This window comes from Paenirhodobacter ferrireducens, assembly GCF_004022265.1.
GTDB lineage: Bacteria > Pseudomonadota > Alphaproteobacteria > Rhodobacterales > Rhodobacteraceae > Rhodobacter > Rhodobacter ferrireducens.
Map to the genome: position 1 here is coordinate 83,321 of NZ_SAVB01000015.1, position 18,562 is coordinate 101,882.

Consider the following 18,562-nt stretch of genomic DNA (forward strand, 5'->3'; position numbering starts at 1 on the left):
TTCGGGAACCAAACGTCTGGCACCGAGTTCGGTTCCATGAGACGCTACGGGGATCCGAAGAAAATGTACAAAGACATGGCTGACGATACGTCGAAGGCCAGCATCCGGGATCAGATCAACGAAAACCTGAAGCGGGTCTACGAAGACGCGCTGAAGGAAGAGGTGCCCGACCGGTTCAAGATCCTGCTGGCACAACTCAGGGAAAAGGCGGGCGGTACATGACGGCGCCCTCCACCCCGCCGGGAGATCCGCGCGACGAGCTGCCCGGGCACCTGCCGGCGCTGCGCGCTTTCGCGATGTCGCTGACCCGCAATTCCGCCAGAGCCGACGACCTTGTCCAGGACACGATCGTCAAGGCCTGGAGCAACATCGACAAGTTCCGGCCCGGCAGCAATCTGCGCGCCTGGCTCTTCACCATCCTGCGCAACACCTTCTATTCCGACCTGCGCAAACGCCGGCGCGAGCTGCCCGACCCCGATGGCCTGCATGCAGCCCGCCTGTGCGAGAAGCCCGCGCATGACGGCCGCCTCGCGATGAACGACTTCCTGCGTGCCTTCGACCAGCTCTCTCCCGAACACCGCGAGGTGCTGGTGCTCGTCGGCGCCTCGGGCTTTGCCTATGAGGAGGCGGCTCAGATGATGGGCGTCGCCGTCGGCACGGTGAAAAGCCGCGCAAACCGGGCCCGCGCCCGGCTGGCCGAGCTGCTGCACCTCGAAAAGGGCGAGGATATCCTCGTCGCGGCCGACAAGGCAGCGCTCGGGGTGATCGGGCAATCGGGGATTGCGGCCGCATGAGCGACGGCGAGGGCGACCCCGGGGGCCGCAATGCCTTTGGCCGGCTTGGGGTCCGGCTCGCGCTCCTGCTCGCCATCGCGCTGTCGCCGCTGCTGCTGATCGCGATCGTGCAGTCGCTGTCGATGATGCGCGAGGCCCGGGCGCGCTCCGAGGCGGCGCTGATGGGCGAGACACTGCGCGCGGTGTCGGGCGAGACCCGGCTGATCCAGCAGGCACAGGCCGAGGCACGGCTGCTGAGCGATCTGGTGCCGCCGCTGATCGCCGACCCGGCCGCCTGTTCGGCGCTGATGCGCCGGGTGGCCAAGGCCGACGGTCACCTCTCGCTCGCAGCCTTCATTCCGCTCGACGGGCACATGAGCTGCGCCTCCACCGGTCAGAGCTTCGACTTTTCCGGCAACCCGCTGTTTGACCGGATGATCGCCGAGCCGGAGCCCTCCTTCGCGGTCTATCCCGACGGGCCGATCTCGAAGGCGTCGATCCTGCGCATCGCCCAGCCGGTCACCGACAGCGCGGGCAACCGGCTCGGCGTGATCTCGCTGTCGCTGCCGCATAGCGAACTGGCCTCGGCCGAGGACGCCCAGGCCCCTGCAAGCGAACGGCCGCTGGTGATCATAACCTTCGACAGCACCGGCAACATCCTGACCTCCTCGGCCGGGATCGAGGAGGCGCCGAACCGCCTGCCCGTCGACCATTCGCTGCAACAGCTGGCACGCAACCGCGCCACCACCTTCACCGCCGAATCGCGGCGCGGCAATGCGCGGGTCTATTCCGTTGTGGAGCTGGTGCCCGACCTGCTCTATGCGCTCGGCTCCTGGCCCGCCGACACGGCCTTCGGCTCCGTCACCCGCTTCCCGCCGGTGCTGTTTCCGGCGCTGATGTGGGCGGCCTCGCTCTTCGTCGCCTATTTCGCGATGCAGAAACTGGTGATCGGGCATGTGCAGAGACTGTCGCGGGCGCTCGCAAGCTTCGCCTCGGGCAGCCGCATCGTCGACAATCTCGAGGTCGAGGGCGCGCCGCAGGAGATCCGCAATCTCGCCGAGACCTACGAAAAGATGACCGAGACGATCCTGCATGACGAGGCCGAGCTCGAGGACATGATCCATCACAAGGAGGTGCTGCTGCGCGAGGTCCACCACCGGGTAAAGAACAACCTGCAGCTCATCGCCTCGATCATCAACATGCAGATGCGCAAGGCGCATTCCCCCGAGGCGAAGGGGCTGATGCGCTCGCTGCAGGAGCGGGTGATCAGCCTCGCCACCATCCACCGTGGTCTCTACCAGACCTCGGGCCTGTCGGACATCAGCGCGAACGAGTTGATCCCCGACATCGTGCGCCAGATCACCCGCCTCGCCACCGGCCCGGGCCGGCGCATCGAGGTGACGACCAGAATCGCGCCGATCCGCCTGACCCCCGATCAGGCGGTGCCGCTGTCACTGCTGGTGACCGAGGCGATGACGAACGCGATGAAATACGCCTCGGCCGACACCGGCATGCCGAAGCTCAGCGTGACGCTGCAAACGCCGAACCCCGGACGTGTCGAGCTGGTCGTGCGCAACACCGTGGCCGCCGCCGCCGAGCCGACGCCGCCGGAGGCGGCCGAGGGCACGGGGCTCGGCTCGCAGCTCATTGGCGCCTTCGTGCAGCAGCTCGGCGGGCAGATGCAGGTCGAAACGTTGCCCGGCAGCTATGCGCTCACCGTGCAGTTCGACCTGCGCCCGCTCGACGAGGCCGAGCTGCGCCACGAGGAGCGGGCGCGAGGCTGATTTTCCGGGAACCGGGCGGCGGGATCCCGGTTCATCACGCAGGACTCCGCGGCTGCGGATCGGGAAAGATCATGGAACGGCTCAGACAGGCGGGCATCAACGCCCGTGGGCGGATCGGCTGGGAGACGGACGGCATCAAGGCGCGCCTCGCCTTCGAGGCCGCGGTGCTTGATGCCCGCCGCAGCCTTGCCGCCAGCTTCGCGAGCATTGATCCGGCGTGCCCGCTGCTCTCGGCCCGGGCGCGCCTGTTTGGCCCGAGCTGGGCGGATCTGCTGTACCACCTGCTGCGCCGCGGGGTCTCGGTCTCGATCGCACTCGATGCGACCGAGGGTGCCGAAGCCGCAACCGCCCTCGCCGCGATCACACAGGCGGCCGAGGCGGGTGGCCTGGCCGGCCGGCTGACGGTGACGCGCCTGTCCCACCCCGCCGCGCGCGCAGAAGGCGGCTGCTGGCCCTTCGGCCTCTTCCCGCGCGGCCACCGCCAGGCCCTGGCGCTTGTCGACGACCGGCGACTGTTCCTGTCGGCCGCCCCGACCGGCGCGCAGACAGGGCGCCGCCTGTTTCTGAGCGCCGAGGGCCCGGTGGTGGCCGAGGCACGCCGCCACCTCGACGGCTTCGCCGCCTTCACCGCGGGCGTAGGCCCCGTCCCCCCCGCGCAACGGCTGCTGCGCACGCTGTCCTGCCCACGCCCGGGCCTTGCCGGGCCAATCGCACCGCGCCGCCTCGCCAACGAGGTCGAGACCGCGCATTCCATGCTGCTGCGCCGCGCGCAGCGCCTCGTCTATCTCGAGACGCAGAGCTTCGACTGCCTCGGCCTTGCCCGCAATTTCGCGCAACGCGCCGCGGCCGCACCGCAGCTGGGGCTGATCCTGATCCTCCCCGAAACCGAGCCCGCGGGCCGCAGCTGGCTCGACCGGCTGCGCCAGCGTCAGGCGCTGGCGATCCTGGCGCGGGCCTTCGCCGCGCGGCTTTTCGTCGGCCTTGCGCCCGGGGGCTGCGCCAATGTCACGCTGTTTGACGAGGAAGCGGCAATTGCCGGCTCGGCCGATCTGAGCCGGCGCGCGTTGCGCGTGGAAACCCATGCCGGGCTTTACCTGCGTCGCGGCGATGACGTTGCCGGGCTGCGCAACGCCCTGATGCGGCACTGGCTGCCCGAGGCCGCTGGTGAAGGCTTTTTCGACCCTGTGCGGGCGGTTTCCGCCTGGCGCGAGCTGGCACAGGAGAATGCCCGCACCGGCGTCACCGGCGCCCGCGTCCTGCTTCCCGACAGCCGCCTGCGCAGTTGAGCGCATAGAAAAAGGCCCCGCATCCGAGGCGGCGGGGCCAGTCGAGGGAAGGGAAAACGCGGCGGATCAGGCGTTTCGCGACGCGGCGCGCGGCCCCGCCACGAGCCAGACGAGAAAGCCCAGAACCGGCAGCAGGATCACCAGAAGCGCCCAGAGAACCTTGGACCCGGTGCTGCGGCCAGAGGTGACGATGGAGACCAGCGCCCAGAGATCGAGCGCCAGGATCACCAGCCCCCAGACCCCGTTCAGATGCATCATGTTGCTGCCCATCGCCGATGTCCTCGCCTGTAATCCGCGGGAGAAACGCGCGCCGTCCCGCTCGGGTTCCCGCCGGAACAAGAAATTTCTGCGGGCGCCGGATCGGAACCCCGCCCGGCCCCGGACGTTGGGATGGCATAAGATGTAGGGACAGCCCGCATCCCCCATTCATAAGGAGAGACACCATGCTTGGCTGGGCACTGACCTTCCTGATCATCGCGCTGATCGCCGCGGCGCTCGGTTTCGGCGGCATCGCCGGCGCCTCTGCCGGGATCGCGCAGATCCTGTTCGTGATCTTCCTGATCCTCTTCGTCGTCGCCATGCTGGCGCGCGCGCTGCGCGGTCAACCGCCGGTCTGACCGGGCGGGAGACGACGCCGAAAGGGCCGCCCCGGGGCGGCCCTTTTCGTGTCAGGCCTCGCCCACGGCCTCGGCCGCGGTGGCCAGCTCGACGATCTCGGTCGTCATCTGATCTTGCCGCGAACGCTGGAACTCCTGCCGCAGATCGCCGGCGATGCGCTTCACCGCGGTCTGCGCGCGCCCCATCGCCTCGGCTCGCGCCGCGTTCTCGGCCGCAAAGCCCAGCATCAGCCCCTCGCAGATCTCGGTGAAGACATATTCCTCGATCAGCGACGCAATCAGGCTCTGTGCCGGCAGGTTCAGCATCGGCGCGGGCCGGGCATCGGGCGGGAAACGGCTGGTGTCGAAGGGAAACAGGCTGCGGTGCTGCGGCCCCGCCCCAATGTCGTCGGGGTCGGCGTGGATCATCCGCACCGAGGCCTCGGGCGCCTCGGCCAGCCGTTCGAACAGCGCGTCGGCCATGCGGATCGCCAGCGGCGGCACCTCGGGCGCATGCGGCGCCATCTCGGCACTCCAGTCAGGGGCAAGCCCCTGATCCGCAAGGGCCCCAAGCGTGCGGCTGCCCACCACCATCAGCCGGTCGCCCGCCTGCACGGCGGCCTGCGCCGCCTCGGCCATGCGCTCGCCATAGGTGCCCGAAAACCCCTGTGCCGCGCCGATGACGATGGTGATGCCAGGTGCCGGCGCGCCGGCACCAGTCGGCCCGCCAAGCGCCAGCGCCGCCGACAGCGCCTCGGCCACGGCGGCCTCCTGCGCCCGGATCGCCTGCAGATGCGCCTTCGCCTCGGCCTGATGCGCGGCGGCAATCGCCCGCAGCGTGGAGATGATCGAGCCGATCTGGTGAACATTCGCCAGCCGGTCGCGGATCTCCTCGGGCCGGCTCACGTCGCCCCCCCGGTGATCCGCCCGACCGCCGATTTCACGCAGGCGACCAGCACCGCGCGCAACTCGTCGTCGAGTTTCGCCGGGCTTTCGCGGAAGGCGGCGAGCCTCGGCTCGGCCGCGATCAGCGGCTCGAGCGCCTGTTTCACCGCGGCGATCTGCCCGGGCTCGATCGTGTCGAGCCCCCCCGCATCCAGCGCCGCGAGCAGCGCCACCTGCGCGGGCGTCGACAGCGGCTCGAACCGGGGCTGGGTCAGCAGCGCGCCGATCCGCTCGCCCCGCGCCAACCGCGCCTTCATCGCCGCATCGCCGAACCCGCCAAAACGCGAGAACATCTTCATTTCCAGATATTGCGCGTAATCGAGCCGAACCCGGCCCGAAACCGCCTTCAGCGCCCCCCATTGCGCCTTGCCGCCGACCCGGCTGACCGACAGGCCGATATCGACTGCCGGCCGCTGGTTGCCAGCGAACAGCGCCGCCGAGGTGACGATCTGCCCGTCGGCGATCGAGATCAGATTGGTCGGGATATAGGCAGACAGGTTCCCGGCCTCGATCTCGGCGATCGGCAGCGCGGTGAGCGAGCCCGATCCCTTCTCCTTCGACAGCTTCGCCGAGCGTTCCAGCAGCCGCGAATGCAGATAGAAGATGTCGCCCGGATAGGCCTCGCGCCCCGGCGGCTGGCGCGACAGCAGCGCCAGCTCGCGGTGCACGGCGGCATGTTTTGTGAGATCATCATAAACGATCAGCGCATGCCCGCCGCTGTCGCGCACCCATTCCGCCATCGTCGTCGCGGCAAAGGGCGCAAGCCAGCGCAGCCCGGGCTCGGCCGTGGCGGGGGCGACGACGAAGATCGTGCGTTCGAAGGCGCCCTTCTCGCGCACCGCCTCGATCACCCGGCGCACCGCGGTGCTGCGCTGCCCGATCGCGACATAGACCGAGATGATGTCGGAACGCTTCTGGTTCACGATGGCGTCGATGGCGATCGAGGTCTTGCCGGTCTGCCGCTCGCCGATGATCAGTTCGCGCTGGCCGCGCCCAACCGCGAAGAGCGCGTCGACGACGAGGATCCCGGTCTCGACCGGCTCGGCGACGAAATCGCGCTCGATGATCTCGGGGGCGGGACGTTCGGTCTCCATCATCGCCTCGGCCACGATCGGCCCGAGCCCGTCGAGCGGCCGGCCGAGCGGATCGACGACGCGGCCCAGCAACCCCTTGCCCACCGGCACCGACAGAAGCTGCCCCGAGCGGCGCACCACCGAGCCCGCCTCGACCCCGGTCATCGGGTCGAGAAAGGCCGCCTTGACGCTCTCGGTGTCAAGCATCTGCACGAAGCCGCGCGCGCCGGTGTCGAAGATCAGGATCTCGCCGAATTGCGCGTCGGGCAGGCCCGAGATATCGGCCAGACCATCGGCGATATGGGTGACGGTGCCGATCTCCTCGGCCTCGGGGCCAAGCTCGGCCGTGGCCACCTTCGCCTTCAGCCCGTCGAGGGGGGCGTCGCTCATGCCGCCGCCTCCGCCGTCAGGGCCCGCGCGATCCGGTCGAGATCATGCGCCAGCGAGTTGTGCACCAGCCCGGTGTCCGAGCGCAGTTCGAGCCCGGCAATCAGGCTCTGATCCTGCTCGAAACCCGCACTTTCAAGGCCGAGTGTGGCCAGCGCCGCGGCCCGATCTGCGGCGCTCAGCGGCGCCGGGGCGGCAAGCCGCAGGTTCGCGCCCGACAGGATTGCCGCGCGCTGGTCATCGGGCAGCGCCGCAAGGGCCTGCGCCAGCCGCGCGGCATAGCCCGCGCCGTCAGGCTGCGCCGACAGCGCGCGCCGCGCGATCACCTCGGCCAGATCGCGCGCGCGCGTCAGCGTTTCGGCCGCCGCGCCGGTGACGGTCGCCTGCGCCTGCGCCGTGGCCTTTTGCACCAGTGACGCCGCCTCGGCCCGCGCCGCATCGAGGATCGCCTTGCGCTGTGCCTCGGCCTCGTCCTGGGCCGCGGTCAGCACATCGTGGCGCGCGGCCTCGGTCTGATGGCGGGCCTCTTCGGCGGCGCGCTCGGCCGCTTCGGCGTCCTGTTCGGCGGCCTCGGCACGGCGCAGCGCCTCCTGCGTTTCCGCCTGACGCTTGGCGATGATCTCGGCCACCGGGCGGAACAGGAAGTGCTGCAAGATCGCCAGCAGAACCAGAACGTTCACCAGCTGGAAGCCGAATGTGACCCAGTCGAAGCTCATGTCAGTGAACGAAGGGGTTGGCGAAGAGCAGAAGCAGCGCGATGACGAGGCAATAGATCGCCATCGTCTCGATCATCGCGAGGCCGACGAAGAGCGTGCGCGAGATCGTCCCCGCCGCCTCGGGCTGACGCGCGATCGCTTCCATCGCGGCGGCGACGGCGCGGCCCTCGCCCAGTGCCGGCCCGATCGCGCCGAAGGACACGGCAAGCGCAGCGCCAAGAATGCTGACGATTTCGACCCAGTTCATGCGTCTTTCTCCTGTTTTCGGGGAGGATTCTTGTCGCCTTCGCCCTCGACGGCAGAGCCGATGAAGACAAGGGCGAGGATGGCAAAGATGTAGGCCTGCACGGCGCCGGTCAGCAGATCGAGCGCCATCAGCGGGATCGGCACCAGCAGGCCCGCGAGCGTCAGCACGATGCCGATGACGAAGACCCCGCTCATCACATTGCCGAAGAGGCGCACCATCAGCGAGAAGTTGCGCGTCACCTGCTCGACCAGATTGAGCGGGATCATCACCCAGCTTGGCCGCGCGAAACTGGCGAGATAGCCACCCAGCCCCTGCGCGCGGATACCGTAGCCGATGGTGGCGACGAAAACGATCAGGGCGAGCGCCGCATCGGTTTCCAGCCGCGCCGTTGGCGGCTCGACCCCGGGGATCAGCGAGGACCAGTTCGCTGTCAGGATGTAGAGCAGCAACGTGCCGATCAGCGGGCGGAAGCGCGCGGGCTCACCCGCGATGGTGGCGCGGATCTGCGCATCAAGCGTGGTGACCACCAGCTCGACCACCGCTTGCACCTTGCCCGGGCGCAGGGTCAGCCGCCGCGTCACCGTCCAGGATCCGAAGCCGAGCGCGCCGATCAGCACCCAGGTGGTGACCACCGCCTTGTCGATGCCGAGCGGGCCGATCGAGAACAGGATATCGCCCGACAGCGGTGACTGGATCATGCCGCGGCCTCCATCCGTTTCAGCGCGACGCGCCGCCCGATCAGCACCCCCGCCGCCCCGGTGACAAGCGGCGCCGCGCCCGCCCAGGCGCACAGGAAGAGGAAGAGGCCGAGCACCGCAAAGCGGCCGACCTGCAGCGCCACGGCGGTCAGATCGCCCGCCAGAAGCCGGTCCGACACCGCGCGCAGCGTGCGAAAATGCAGCCAGCCCGCGCCGGTGCCAAGCCCGAGTGCCGCAAGCGAAAGAAGGATCTGCGTGCTCTGGCTCATTGCTGATGCATCCATCTGAAAGCGAGATAAAGACCAAGCCCCGCGCCCAGCATGGTCAGCGCCGCGCTCACCGTGATGCCGGAGTTCAGCCCCCCGTCGACCCAATGGCCAAGCGCCAGCCCCGCCAGCGTCGGCCCGACGATCACCCAGCCGAGCACGCCGATCTGGCCGAAACGGCGCGCGAGCGGCGGTTCTGGGTCCTTCTGGCCGGCCTCGAGCCGGCTGCGCGCCTCCTCGACGGCATGGCGCAGTTTCGGATCGGCGGCATCCTCCGTCATCGGAACGCCTCCCCGATCTCGTCGAACTCGGGCTCGGGCCCGCCACCGGGGCCCAGCTTGCGCATCAGGTTGCGGATCGCCGCGGTGTGCAGGCGCAGCTGTTCACCGCGCGCGCGCCGGGCGGCATCTTCCTGCGCAGCGGCCTGTTCGACCACCAGCGCCTCAAGCCGGTCGAGATCGTCGCCCGCCACCGCCTCGCGGCAGGCAACCCGCACGGCATCGCCCGCGACCCGCATCACCCCGCCGCGCAGCGCGACGTGATGCCAGCTGCCCTCCGCCCGCCGCCAGTGCAGCACCGAGGGGCGCAGCACGGTCAGCAGATCGGCGTGCCCGGGCATCAGGCCGAACCCCCCGCTCTCGTCCTCGGCCCGGATCGAGGCAACCTCGCCCTCGTCCAGCACCACGGCAAGCGGCGTGGTCACGGTGAGGTGCAGCCCGCTCATGCGGCCTTCCCCTTGGCGCGGCGCGCTTCCTCGCGCGCGCGCGCCTCGTCGAGCGTGCCGATCATGTAGAGCGAGCCCTCGTCCCAGTCGTCGCAGTCGCCGTCAAGGATCGCCTTGCAGCCCTTCACCGTCTCGGCGATCGGCACCGAGCGCCCCTCCATCCCGGTATAGGCGGAAGCGACGAAGAACGGCTGGGTCAGGAAGCGTTGCAGCCGCCGCGCCCGGCCGACCAGCAGGCGCTCCTCGCGGCCCAGCTCCTCGACGCCCAGAAGCGCGATGACGTCGCGCAGCTCCTGATAATGCTCGATCACCTCGCGCAGCCGGCCGGCAACGCTGGCGTGTTCGACCCCCACCACCCCCGGATCGAGCAGCACCGAGGTGGTCGAGATCGGGTCGATCGCCGGATAGATCCCTTCCGAGGCCAGTGCGCGCGACAGCACCACGGTGCTGTCGACATGGGCCGAGATCGCGGCCACGGCCGGATCGGTGAAATCGTCGGCCGGCACATAGACCGCCTCGATCGCGGTGACCGAGGCCTGCCCGACCGAGGCGATGCGTTCCTGCAGATCGGCCACCTCGGTCTCGAGCGTCGGTTGATAGCCCACGCGCGAGGGCATCCGGCCCAGAAGCCCCGACACTTCCGAGCCCGCCTGAACGAAGCGGAAGACATTGTCCATCAGCAGCAGGACGTTCTTCGCCTCGACATCGCGGAAATGCTCGGCGATCGACAGCGCGGTCAGCGGCACCCGCCAGCGTGCGCCCGGCGGCTCGTTCATCTGGCCATAGACCAGCACGGTCTGATCGAGCACGCCGGAATCGCGCATCTCGTTCAGCATCTCGTGCCCCTCGCGCGACCGCTCGCCGACGCCGGCGAAGACCGAGATCCCGTCATAGCCCGAGACCATGGCGCGGATCAGCTCCATCACCAGCACGGTCTTGCCCACCCCCGCGCCGCCGAACATCGCCGACTTGCCGCCCTGCGCGAGCGGCGCCAGCAGATCGAGCACCTTGATGCCTGTCGAGAACACCTTGGTCTGCGCGCTTTGCGCGGCAAGCGGCGGCGCGGCGCGGTGAATGGGGGCGCGCGGCGCGTCCGCGGGCAGCGCCGGGCCGTTGTCGCCGGTGGCGCCGAGCACGTTCAGCAACCGGCCGAGCACCGCCTCGCCCACCGGCACCGACAGCGGCCCGCCGGGGATCCGCGCCGTGCCCCCCCGCGCCACGCCCTGCGTCGATTGCAGCGCGATCGCCCGCACGTGCTCGGCGTCGAGATGGGCCTGCACCTCGGCCACCACCGTGCCGGCAGGACCGGGGATCTCGAGGATGTCATTGATTGCGGGCAGCTCGCCTTCGACCCGCAGGTCGAGCACCGGGCCGCGCACCGCCGTGACCACCGCCTGACTCATCGCCAGCCCCGCGCCGGCCGGAGATCTCGCAAGAAAGGGGAAATGCCCGCCATCGTCGGTTCCCTTTTGTCGACCCCGCGCCCGACCGCAATCAACCGCAGGAAAATGTGATTCGCTTGATCTTACGATGAAAATCCGCGGATGCACATCACGATGCCGGGGACATTGCATCCCGCACCCTGGGCATGGGCGCATGCTTCCGATGCCAGGGCGGCAGATCGTCAAGGGGATCGGGCAAGAAAAAACCACCATCCCGGGAAGGATGGTGGTGCCGGTGAAGGGACTCGAACCCCCGACCCCATCATTACGAATGACGTGCTCTACCAGCTGAGCTACACCGGCACGGTGGGTGGCGCGCACCTAGCATGCCCGCGCGCCGATGTGTAGCCCTAATTTTCGTCTTTCGCGCCAGAAGCCTGCGCCGGATCGGCATCGGGAATGTCGCCGGGCCGCACCTGCGGTTTGCCGACGATCACCGGCAGCATCTCGGCGCCATGCGGCAGCGGCATCTCGGCCTGCGCCGGCTCGCGCCAGCTCAGCGTGTCGAAACCGCCGCAATTGTCGCAGATCGGCGTCCATTCCGCCTGGATGTTCTGGCACTTGTCGCAGCACCATTGCGGCCCGCGCGGCGCGGTCAGCGCCCGGGTCAGCCAGCCGCGCACGACGGCATCCTCGGCGCCCTCGCCGCGCTCGATCGCCGCCATGATGGTCAGCACGCGCGCGGTCGGATGGGTCGTGACCAGATCACCCAGCGCGCGCCGCGCCGCCGGGAAATCCTCGGCCGCGATCAGCAACTCGGCGCGCAGAAGCCGCGTTTCCTCGTGGTCGGGGCGCAGGGACAACAGCTTCTCGAAGCGGCGCAGCCGGTCGGCCGGCGTCTCGTCGGGGGCGATCTCGGCATAGGCCGCGGCAAGGTCCGGATGCGGCTGCGCCTCCCAGGCCTTTTGCAGCACCCGCGCGGCGTTCTTCGGGCTGCCGGCCTCGATATAGGCGCGCGCGGCCATCACCGCGGCGGGGATCAGGTCGGGCGATTCCCTGTTCGCCGCAATCGCCGCCTCGCGGGCCTCGACGGTCGCGCCTTCTTCAAGAACACCCTTCGCCTCCTGCAGCGCCATCACCGCGTCGCGGCGGCGGTGCACATCCTTCGGCAGCTGGCCCTGCGCGCGTTTCGCGCTCAGCACCTCGCGCGCGCCCTTCCAGTCGCCCTTTTCCGCCTGCAGCTTCAGCAGCGTGTCCTGCACCTCTTCATGCGCAGGCTTCAGCGCATAGGCCTTCTGCGCGAGCTTCAGCGCCGTCTCGGTGTCGCCCTCGGCCAGCTTCTGCCGCATCAGCCCGCGAATGCCGACGAAGCGGGTGCGGTCATCCTCGAGCAGCTTCTTGTAGGCGCGGGTGGCCTTCACCCGGTCGCCCGCCACTTCGGCCGCCTGCGCCGCCAGAAGGTTCGTCAGTTCGGGCCGCTGCAGCAGCCGCTGCGCCTTTGTCGCCTTGGTCAGCGCAAGCCGCCCCTCGCCCGAGGCGACGGCCAGCATCCCCTCGGCCAGCGCGCGATAGCCCTTGCGCTCGCGGTTGCGGTCGAAATAGCGGCTGACCGCGGTCTCGTCGCCGTTCAGGAAGCGCAGGAAGGCGACCAGAAGGCCCACCAGCTTCATCACCAGCCACAGCACCGCCAGCACCACCACAAGCCCGATCGCCGCCTGCAGCGGGCCGAAGCTGTATTCGGTGCCCAGCACGATCACCCGCACGCCCTCGCCGCTGTCGGAGAGATGCGCAGCGCCAAGGGCGACGGCCGCCACCAGAACGAGGAAGAGCGCGACTTTCACGAAGGATCTGATCATCGCCCCCTCCTCACTTCACCGACTTCGCGAGATCACTCACCGCACGGGCCGCATCGAGCCGCTTTTGCGCCTGCGTGAGCCAGCCGGTCATCACCGCCTGCCCCGCCTGCGGCAGCGCCGAAATCTCGGTCATCGCGGTGACCAGATCGCCGGCATTGACTGCCGCCTGCGCCCGCGACAGCACCGCATCGGCATCCTCGCCCGTCTTCGGTTCCAGTGACCGCGCCCCGGTCTGCGCCATGAAGAAGGACTTGAACCGCGCGCCCAGCGTCTGCCCCGGCGCCGCCTTGCGCGCGGCGGCAAGCCCCGCCCGCGCCGCCTCGGGGAAGGCGGTCTGCAGCGCCGAAAGCGTCGGCACATCGCCCGTAAGAACAGCCGGAACGGTCAGGCCGGCGGCCTGCGCATCAGCGAGCGACGGCGCCATCGGCGCGCCGCTTTCGAAGGCCGCAGCCACGCGGGCGACGGCGGCCTGTGCCACCGCGCGCTGCGCCGCAGCCTCGGCCCCGGCGCTCAGCTTGCCAGCCTCGTCGCGCGCGGCGCCGATCTGTGCCTGTGCCTCGGCCACCGCCGCCGCGATCTGCGCGCGTGCAGCCGCCTCGGCCGGACCACCCGTCGCCATTTCGGCACGCAACGTGTCGATCTGCGCCTGGATCCCGCTCAGATCGACCGGCGCACTGCTCCCCGCAACGGGCGCCGCGGGGCGGTTTTCCAGCGCCGTCACCCGCGCCTCGAGCGCGGTCAGCGTCTCCTGCGCCGCACGCGTGGCCGAACCCGTCTCGTCCAGCGCTGCCTGCACGCCCGACAGGTCAGGCGGCGGCGGGGTGGCAGATTTCAGCGCCTTCAACTCGGCCGTCAGGGTGTCGAGCTTGGCATTCGAGGCAGCGATCTCGGCCTCGAGCGCGGCGGTGCGGTCGGTCCCCATCGGGATCATCGCGGCAAGCTGCGGCGGCAGGTTCGGCAGCGCCCAGACCGTCGCGCCGGCGCCCAGCGCCGCGGCGATCACACCGCCGAGGAACAGCGGCACGAAGCCGCCCCGGCGCGGTGCCGGTGCCACAGGCGCGGGCTCGGATTTCGCCGCGCTCGCAGCGGGCGTGGCGGGCTCTTCCACCGTCGCCTCGACGACCTCGGCCTCTTCGACGGGCGCCACCGTCTCGGGGGTGTCCTGTGCCACGTTGGCCTCGGCCGTTTCGGATTTCTCGTGTTCGGTATGTGCCACGGCAGCTCCTCCAGTCCCGGCGCGACGATGCGCGGCCAACGTTTGTCAGCGGCAGTCTAGTGGCCCGGTCGGCATGGCTCAACCCGCCTTGTCCGCCCCGGCCGTCTCCGCGCCAAGAAGCCGCGCAAGCGCGCTCAGCACCCCCGCGGCATCCGGGGTCGGCGCAACCTCGATCCGCGCGGCGATCCCGGCACAACCCTCGGCCGCCGCGGCAGAGATCGGTGCCAGCCACAGCGCCGCCCGCGCCCCAGAAACCGCCTGTGCCAGAAGGCGTCCGCTGCGCGGCGAGAACACCGGGGCCAGAACCACCGGCGCCCGGGCCAGCAGATCGCGCGCGGCCTCGGACAGCGGCAGCGCCTCCTGCGCGTAGACCACCGCCTCGATCGTCTCTGTTCCGGCGGAATTCAGCCAGTCGGCCAGCGGCGCCACCACCTCGCGGCCGCGCGCATGCAGCAAGCGCCCGCCGCGGTGCTGCGCAAGGATCAATGCGGCAAGGCCCCGCGCCTCGCCCGGCCCCGCGACCGCCTCGAACCCCGCCGCCCGCGCCACCCCGGCCGTGCGCGCGCCGACGCAATAGGCCCGCCGCCCCGCCGCGGGGCCGGCCGCAATGACCGGCGCCACCGCCTGCTCCGAGGTGAAGATCAGCGCCTCGGCCGCGGGCAGCTCGGCCCCGGTCGGGCGGGTCTCGGTCAAGGGCGAGATCAGCACCGGCCAGTCCGCCCCGAAGCGGGCGCGGAACAGCGCCGCGAACCGCTCCGATCCCGCGCGGGGGCGGGTCAGCAGCAGGGGCGGGCGGGGGGAATTGGCCTCGGTCACGGCACGTCCCGGGATTGCAGGGTCTGTGCCCCGGTGTTACCTGCGAAGAAAGCACCGTGCAACCGAGGCGCCATGACCCGCACCCTCACCTTCCTCGGACTTGAGTCGAGCTGCGACGACACCGCCGCCGCCGTGGTGCGGATGGAAGAGACCGGGCCGCGCATCCTCGCCTCGGTCGTCGCCGGTCAGACGGCGCTGCACGCCCCCTATGGCGGCGTGGTGCCCGAGATCGCCGCCCGCGCCCATGCCGAGAAGCTCGACCTCTGCGTCGAGGAGGCGCTGGCCGAGGCCGGCGTGACGCTCGCCGATCTCGATGGGGTGGCGGTGACGGCCGGGCCCGGGCTGATTGGCGGGGTGATGTCGGGGGTGATGTGCGCGAAGGGCATCGCCGCCGGCGCTGGTCTGCCGCTCGTCGGCGTGAACCATCTTGCGGGCCATGCGCTGACGCCGCAGCTGACCGAGGGGCTCGCCTTCCCCTATCTGCTGCTCCTCGTCTCGGGCGGGCATTGCCAGTTCCTGATCGCACACGGGCCCGAAGAGTTCACCCGCCTTGGCGGCACGATCGACGACGCCCCGGGCGAGGCCTTCGACAAGACGGCAAAGCTTCTGGGCCTGCCGCAGCCGGGCGGCCCGGCGGTCGAGGCCGAGGCGATGAGCGGCGATCCGAAGGCCGTCCACTTCCCGCGTCCGCTGCTGGACCGGCCAGGCTGCGACATGTCGTTTTCCGGGCTGAAGACCGCCCTTCTGCGTGCCCGCGATGCCGAGGTGGCCGAACACGGCGGTCTGCGCCGGCAGGCGCGACGCGACCTGTGCGCCGGATTCCAGGCCGCGGTGACCGATGTGCTGGCGGAAAAATCGCGCCGCGCGCTGCGCGAGTATCTGGCGCATGCCCCCGAACACCCGGCCTTTGCCGTGGCGGGCGGGGTGGCGGCGAATGCGACCATCCGCGCGCGGCTCGAGCAGGTGGCGGCCGAAGTCGGTGCAACCTTCGCCGCGCCGCCCCTGAAGCTGTGCACCGACAACGCGGCGATGATCGCCTATGCCGGGATCGCGCGGTTCGAGACCGGCGCGCAGGACGGGATGGACCTGTCGGCCCGGCCGCGCTGGCCGCTTGACCGTTCCGCCCCGGCGATGCTCGGCTCGGGCAAGAAGGGGGCGAAGGCATGACGGTTGCGGTGCTGGGCGCGGGGGCTTTCGGCACGGCGCTGGCGGTGACGCTGGCGCAGAACGGCCCGGTCACGCTTTGGGCCCGCGACGCCGCCCATGTCGCCGAGATGCAGGCCAGCCGGCGCAATGACCGCCGCCTGCCGATGGCCGAACTGCCCGAAAACGTCTCTGTCACGGCGGAAATCGAGGCGGCGACGCAGGCGCCGGTGCTGCTTCTGGCAATGCCCATGCAGCAGATGGGCGGCTTTCTGACGGCCCATGCCGCGCGCCTTGCCGGCAAGACCCTCGTCGCCTGCTCGAAGGGGATCGACCTGACGACGGGCCGGGGCCCGACCGGGCTGATCGCGGCCGCCTGCCCCGATGCGACGGCCGCGATCCTGACCGGGCCGAGCTTTGCCGCCGACATTGCCCGCGGCCTGCCCACGGCCCTCACCCTTGCCTGCACCGAGGACTGCGAGGCACTGCAGGCCCGGCTGTCGACCCCGACTCTGCGGCTCTACCGCAGCACCGATCCGCTTGGCGCGGAACTGGGCGGAGCGCTGAAGAACGTGATCGCCATTGCCGCCGGCGTGGTGATCGGCGCGGGGCTTGGCGATTCCGCCCGCGCCGCGCTGATGACCCGCGGCTTTGCCGAGATGAGCCGGCTGGCGCTGCGCCTTGGCGCGCGGGCCGAGACGCTGGCGGGTCTTTCCGGCTTTGGCGATCTGGTGCTCACCTGCACCTCGGCGCAGTCGCGCAACTTCCGCTTCGGTCAGGCGCTTGGCGCCGGCGAAGAGTTCGACCCGACCACCACCGTCGAGGGCGTCGCCACCGCGAAAGCCGTCTCTGTTCTGGCCCAAAAGCGCGGTGTCGAGATGCCGATCGCGACCATGGTCGCGGCGCTGAGCGAACACCGCATCACCGTTTCCGACGCCGCGCAGGCGTTGCTGTCCCGCCCCCTGAAGGAGGAATGAAATGCCCTATGCCGTGATCTGCCGCGACAAGCCCGGCGCCTTGCAGACCCGCCTCGACAATCGCGCCGCCCACCTCGCCTATATCGAGGAAACCGGCATCGTCTTCGTCGCCGGCCCCTTCCTCGAGGACGGCCAGATGGTCGGCTCGCTGGTGATCCTGAACGCCGACAGCCTGGCTGCGGCGCAGGACTGGGCGGCGAACGACCCCTATGCGAAGGCGGGCCTGTTCGACAGCGTCTCGATCACCGAATGGAAGAAGGTCGTCGGCTGATGGCATACTGGCTGTTCAAGTCCGAGCCGAACAAGTTCTCCTGGGAGATGCTGGTGGCGAAGGGCGCAGCCGGCGAGGAATGGGACGGGGTGCGCAACTACCTTGCCCGCAACAACATGCGGGAGATGAAGGTCGGCGATCGCGGCTTCTTCTACCATTCCAACATCGGCAAGGAGATCGTCGGCATCGCCGAGGTCTGCGCCGAGGCGCATCACGACAGCACCACCGAGGACCCGCGGTGGGACTGCGTCGACATCCGCGCGGTGAAGCCACTTGCCCGGCCGGTGACGCTGGCCGAGGTGAAGGCCGACCCGCGGCTGACCGAGATGTCGCTCGTCACCTCGATGCGGCTCTCGGTGCAGCCGGTGACCGAGGAGGAATGGCGGATCGTCTGCGCGCTCGGCGGCATCGAGCCCTGAGTGCGGCCGCGAAGTGAAGGCCGGGGCTGCCGGCCCTTCCTTCACCCCGCATGTGCCCGCGAAAGCCCCGGGCCGGAGGTCTGCTCCTGCCGGCCCGGTCCGGACCACCGGCCCTGTCAGCCGGTCCTGCCCGGGTTAGGTCGACGGGCGATTCGCCTCAACGATGTAACAGTTTCAATTTGATTCAATCCTGCTGGACCGGCCCCCGGGAACACCCCACCCGTTGCCGTTTCGCCGCCGCCTGCTAGCTTGCCCGTCATGCGTCAGATCGTCCTCGTCTCTCATGGTTCTCCCTCCGACCCGGCCCCGCTTGATGCCGGGCTGAAGGCGATTGCCGCGCAGGTGCAGGCGCTGTGCCCAGCGCATCAGATCCGCGGCGCGACGCTGGCGCTGCCGGGCGCGCTCGAGGCGGCGCTGAGCGGATTTGACGCGCCCGAGATCTATCCGTTCTTCATGGCCGAGGGCTGGTTCACCCGGCGCGAGCTGCCGCGCCGGCTGACGCGCGCCGGGGTGACGTCGCGGATCCTGCCGCCCTTCGGCACCGAGCCGGAGCTGCCGGGCCTGATTGCGAAAACTGTCACCGAAGCGTCAAAAAGCGCAGGCATCGAGCCTGAAAGTGCCGATCTGATCCTGGTGGCGCATGGCTCGCAGGTGGCGCGGCGCTCGAAGGATACGGCGCAGGCGATGGCGCGGCGGTTGCGTCCCCTCACCCGCTTCTGGCGCATCCGGACCGCCTTCATCGAGGAGGCCCCCTTTCTGGCCGATGTCGCGGCCGAAAGCCTTTCCGGCCTGTGCCTGCCCTTCTTCGCCCAGCGTGCCGGCCATGTCGCCGAGGACATTCCCGAGGCTCTGGCCGCCGCGGGCTTCACCGGCCCGCTTCTGCCCGCGATCGGCGAACACCCCGAGGCAGCGGCGCTGATCGCCCGTTCCCTGACACGATGAGACTTGCCTGACAGGCTTTGTCACGCAACTGTCACATATGTTTTG

The 18,562-nt window shown here is 70.1% G+C and carries 23 protein-coding genes and 1 tRNA gene; 10 read left to right on the plus strand and 14 right to left on the minus strand.

Annotated elements, in window-relative coordinates; all coding sequences use genetic code 11:
• Window positions 1-75: 75 nt before the first annotated feature.
• From EOW65_RS11810 to EOW65_RS11825, 4 genes are all read left to right on the plus strand, one after another.
• A complete protein-coding gene (locus tag EOW65_RS11810; protein WP_113898661.1) occupies window positions 76-222 on the plus strand; it encodes a NepR family anti-sigma factor in 147 nt (48 codons plus the stop codon).
• Complete coding sequence (locus EOW65_RS11815; RefSeq protein WP_128149666.1) at window positions 219-794, plus strand: RNA polymerase sigma factor; 576 nt, start codon at window positions 219-221, stop codon at window positions 792-794. Before EOW65_RS11810 ends, EOW65_RS11815 begins: the two co-directional genes overlap by 4 nt.
• The gene (locus EOW65_RS11820; RefSeq protein ID WP_128149668.1) at window positions 791-2,557 is read left to right on the plus strand and encodes a sensor histidine kinase; all 1,767 of its coding nucleotides are present in this window, start codon (window positions 791-793) and stop codon (window positions 2,555-2,557) included. Before EOW65_RS11815 ends, EOW65_RS11820 begins: the two co-directional genes overlap by 4 nt.
• Window positions 2,558-2,628: 71 nt before the next feature.
• The gene (locus tag EOW65_RS11825) at window positions 2,629-3,843 is read left to right on the plus strand and encodes a phospholipase D-like domain-containing protein (protein ID WP_128149670.1); all 1,215 of its coding nucleotides are present in this window, start codon (window positions 2,629-2,631) and stop codon (window positions 3,841-3,843) included.
• A gap of 66 nt (window positions 3,844-3,909) precedes the next feature.
• Here the strand turns inward: EOW65_RS11825 and EOW65_RS11830 are convergent, their stop codons facing one another.
• On the minus strand, window positions 3,910-4,113 hold the full coding sequence (locus EOW65_RS11830) for a PLD nuclease N-terminal domain-containing protein (protein ID WP_164880080.1): 204 nt from the start codon (window positions 4,111-4,113) through the stop codon (window positions 3,910-3,912).
• A gap of 173 nt (window positions 4,114-4,286) precedes the next feature.
• Between EOW65_RS11830 and EOW65_RS11835 the strand changes: the two genes are divergently transcribed.
• Window positions 4,287-4,460, plus strand: a complete 174-nt coding sequence (locus EOW65_RS11835; protein WP_121530877.1) for a DUF1328 domain-containing protein — start codon at window positions 4,287-4,289, stop codon at window positions 4,458-4,460.
• Window positions 4,461-4,511: 51 nt separating this feature from the next.
• Here EOW65_RS11835 and EOW65_RS11840 read toward each other — a convergent pair whose 3' ends face one another.
• The 13 genes from EOW65_RS11840 to EOW65_RS11900 all read right to left on the minus strand — a co-directional run bounded on the left by EOW65_RS11840 (window position 4,512) and on the right by EOW65_RS11900 (window position 14,765).
• The gene (locus tag EOW65_RS11840; protein ID WP_128149672.1) at window positions 4,512-5,345 is read right to left on the minus strand and encodes a F0F1 ATP synthase subunit gamma; all 834 of its coding nucleotides are present in this window, start codon (window positions 5,343-5,345) and stop codon (window positions 4,512-4,514) included.
• Window positions 5,342-6,847 carry a F0F1 ATP synthase subunit alpha gene (locus EOW65_RS11845; protein WP_128149674.1) on the minus strand — a complete coding sequence of 502 codons (1,506 nt, stop codon included), beginning with the start codon at window positions 6,845-6,847 and terminating at the stop codon, window positions 5,342-5,344. Before EOW65_RS11845 ends, EOW65_RS11840 begins: the two co-directional genes overlap by 4 nt.
• Window positions 6,844-7,560: an ATP synthase F0 subunit B gene (locus EOW65_RS11850; RefSeq protein ID WP_128149676.1), complete on the minus strand. Its 717-nt coding sequence runs from the start codon at window positions 7,558-7,560 to the stop codon at window positions 6,844-6,846. The genes EOW65_RS11845 and EOW65_RS11850 overlap by 4 nt, the downstream gene beginning before the upstream one ends.
• A gap of 1 nt (window position 7,561) precedes the next feature.
• The gene (locus EOW65_RS11855) at window positions 7,562-7,807 is read right to left on the minus strand and encodes a F0F1 ATP synthase subunit C (protein ID WP_113898359.1); all 246 of its coding nucleotides are present in this window, start codon (window positions 7,805-7,807) and stop codon (window positions 7,562-7,564) included.
• Window positions 7,804-8,505, minus strand: coding sequence for a F0F1 ATP synthase subunit A (locus EOW65_RS11860; RefSeq protein WP_128149678.1), 702 nt, complete (start codon window positions 8,503-8,505; stop codon window positions 7,804-7,806). The genes EOW65_RS11855 and EOW65_RS11860 overlap by 4 nt, the downstream gene beginning before the upstream one ends.
• Complete coding sequence (locus EOW65_RS11865) at window positions 8,502-8,774, minus strand: N-ATPase subunit AtpR (protein WP_128149680.1); 273 nt, start codon at window positions 8,772-8,774, stop codon at window positions 8,502-8,504. The genes EOW65_RS11860 and EOW65_RS11865 overlap by 4 nt, the downstream gene beginning before the upstream one ends.
• Window positions 8,771-9,052, minus strand: a complete 282-nt coding sequence (locus tag EOW65_RS11870; RefSeq protein ID WP_128149682.1) for an AtpZ/AtpI family protein — start codon at window positions 9,050-9,052, stop codon at window positions 8,771-8,773. Before EOW65_RS11870 ends, EOW65_RS11865 begins: the two co-directional genes overlap by 4 nt.
• On the minus strand, window positions 9,049-9,495 hold the full coding sequence (locus EOW65_RS11875) for a F0F1 ATP synthase subunit epsilon (RefSeq protein ID WP_128149684.1): 447 nt from the start codon (window positions 9,493-9,495) through the stop codon (window positions 9,049-9,051). Before EOW65_RS11875 ends, EOW65_RS11870 begins: the two co-directional genes overlap by 4 nt.
• On the minus strand, window positions 9,492-10,898 hold the full coding sequence (atpD, locus tag EOW65_RS11880; protein WP_164880081.1) for a F0F1 ATP synthase subunit beta: 1,407 nt from the start codon (window positions 10,896-10,898) through the stop codon (window positions 9,492-9,494). The genes EOW65_RS11875 and atpD overlap by 4 nt, the downstream gene beginning before the upstream one ends.
• A 266-nt stretch (window positions 10,899-11,164) precedes the next feature.
• Window positions 11,165-11,240 (minus strand) — tRNA-Thr (locus tag EOW65_RS11885).
• A gap of 47 nt (window positions 11,241-11,287) precedes the next feature.
• Window positions 11,288-12,733: a heme biosynthesis protein HemY gene (locus tag EOW65_RS11890; protein ID WP_128149688.1), complete on the minus strand. Its 1,446-nt coding sequence runs from the start codon at window positions 12,731-12,733 to the stop codon at window positions 11,288-11,290.
• Window positions 12,734-12,743: 10 nt separating this feature from the next.
• Window positions 12,744-13,949, minus strand: coding sequence for a COG4223 family protein (locus EOW65_RS11895; RefSeq protein WP_128149690.1), 1,206 nt, complete (start codon window positions 13,947-13,949; stop codon window positions 12,744-12,746).
• Between the two features lie 78 nt (window positions 13,950-14,027).
• On the minus strand, window positions 14,028-14,765 hold the full coding sequence (locus tag EOW65_RS11900; protein WP_128149692.1) for a uroporphyrinogen-III synthase: 738 nt from the start codon (window positions 14,763-14,765) through the stop codon (window positions 14,028-14,030).
• 72 nt (window positions 14,766-14,837) lie between these two features.
• On the opposite strand from EOW65_RS11900, the gene tsaD reads away from it, so the two are divergent.
• From tsaD to EOW65_RS11925, 5 genes are all read left to right on the plus strand, one after another.
• Entirely contained in the window at window positions 14,838-15,932 is a 1,095-nt protein-coding gene (gene tsaD, locus EOW65_RS11905; protein ID WP_128149694.1) for a tRNA (adenosine(37)-N6)-threonylcarbamoyltransferase complex transferase subunit TsaD, read from the plus strand.
• A complete protein-coding gene (locus EOW65_RS11910) occupies window positions 15,929-16,885 on the plus strand; it encodes an NAD(P)H-dependent glycerol-3-phosphate dehydrogenase (protein ID WP_128149696.1) in 957 nt (318 codons plus the stop codon). Before tsaD ends, EOW65_RS11910 begins: the two co-directional genes overlap by 4 nt.
• Window position 16,886: 1 nt before the next feature.
• The gene (locus tag EOW65_RS11915; protein ID WP_128149698.1) at window positions 16,887-17,156 is read left to right on the plus strand and encodes a YciI family protein; all 270 of its coding nucleotides are present in this window, start codon (window positions 16,887-16,889) and stop codon (window positions 17,154-17,156) included.
• Window positions 17,156-17,575, plus strand: a complete 420-nt coding sequence (locus EOW65_RS11920; RefSeq protein ID WP_128149700.1) for an EVE domain-containing protein — start codon at window positions 17,156-17,158, stop codon at window positions 17,573-17,575. Before EOW65_RS11915 ends, EOW65_RS11920 begins: the two co-directional genes overlap by 1 nt.
• 258 nt (window positions 17,576-17,833) lie before the next feature.
• Window positions 17,834-18,517 (plus strand): CbiX/SirB N-terminal domain-containing protein, encoded by a 684-nt coding sequence (locus EOW65_RS11925; RefSeq protein ID WP_128149702.1) that lies wholly within the window; start codon window positions 17,834-17,836, stop codon window positions 18,515-18,517.
• Window positions 18,518-18,562 lie beyond the last annotated feature (45 nt).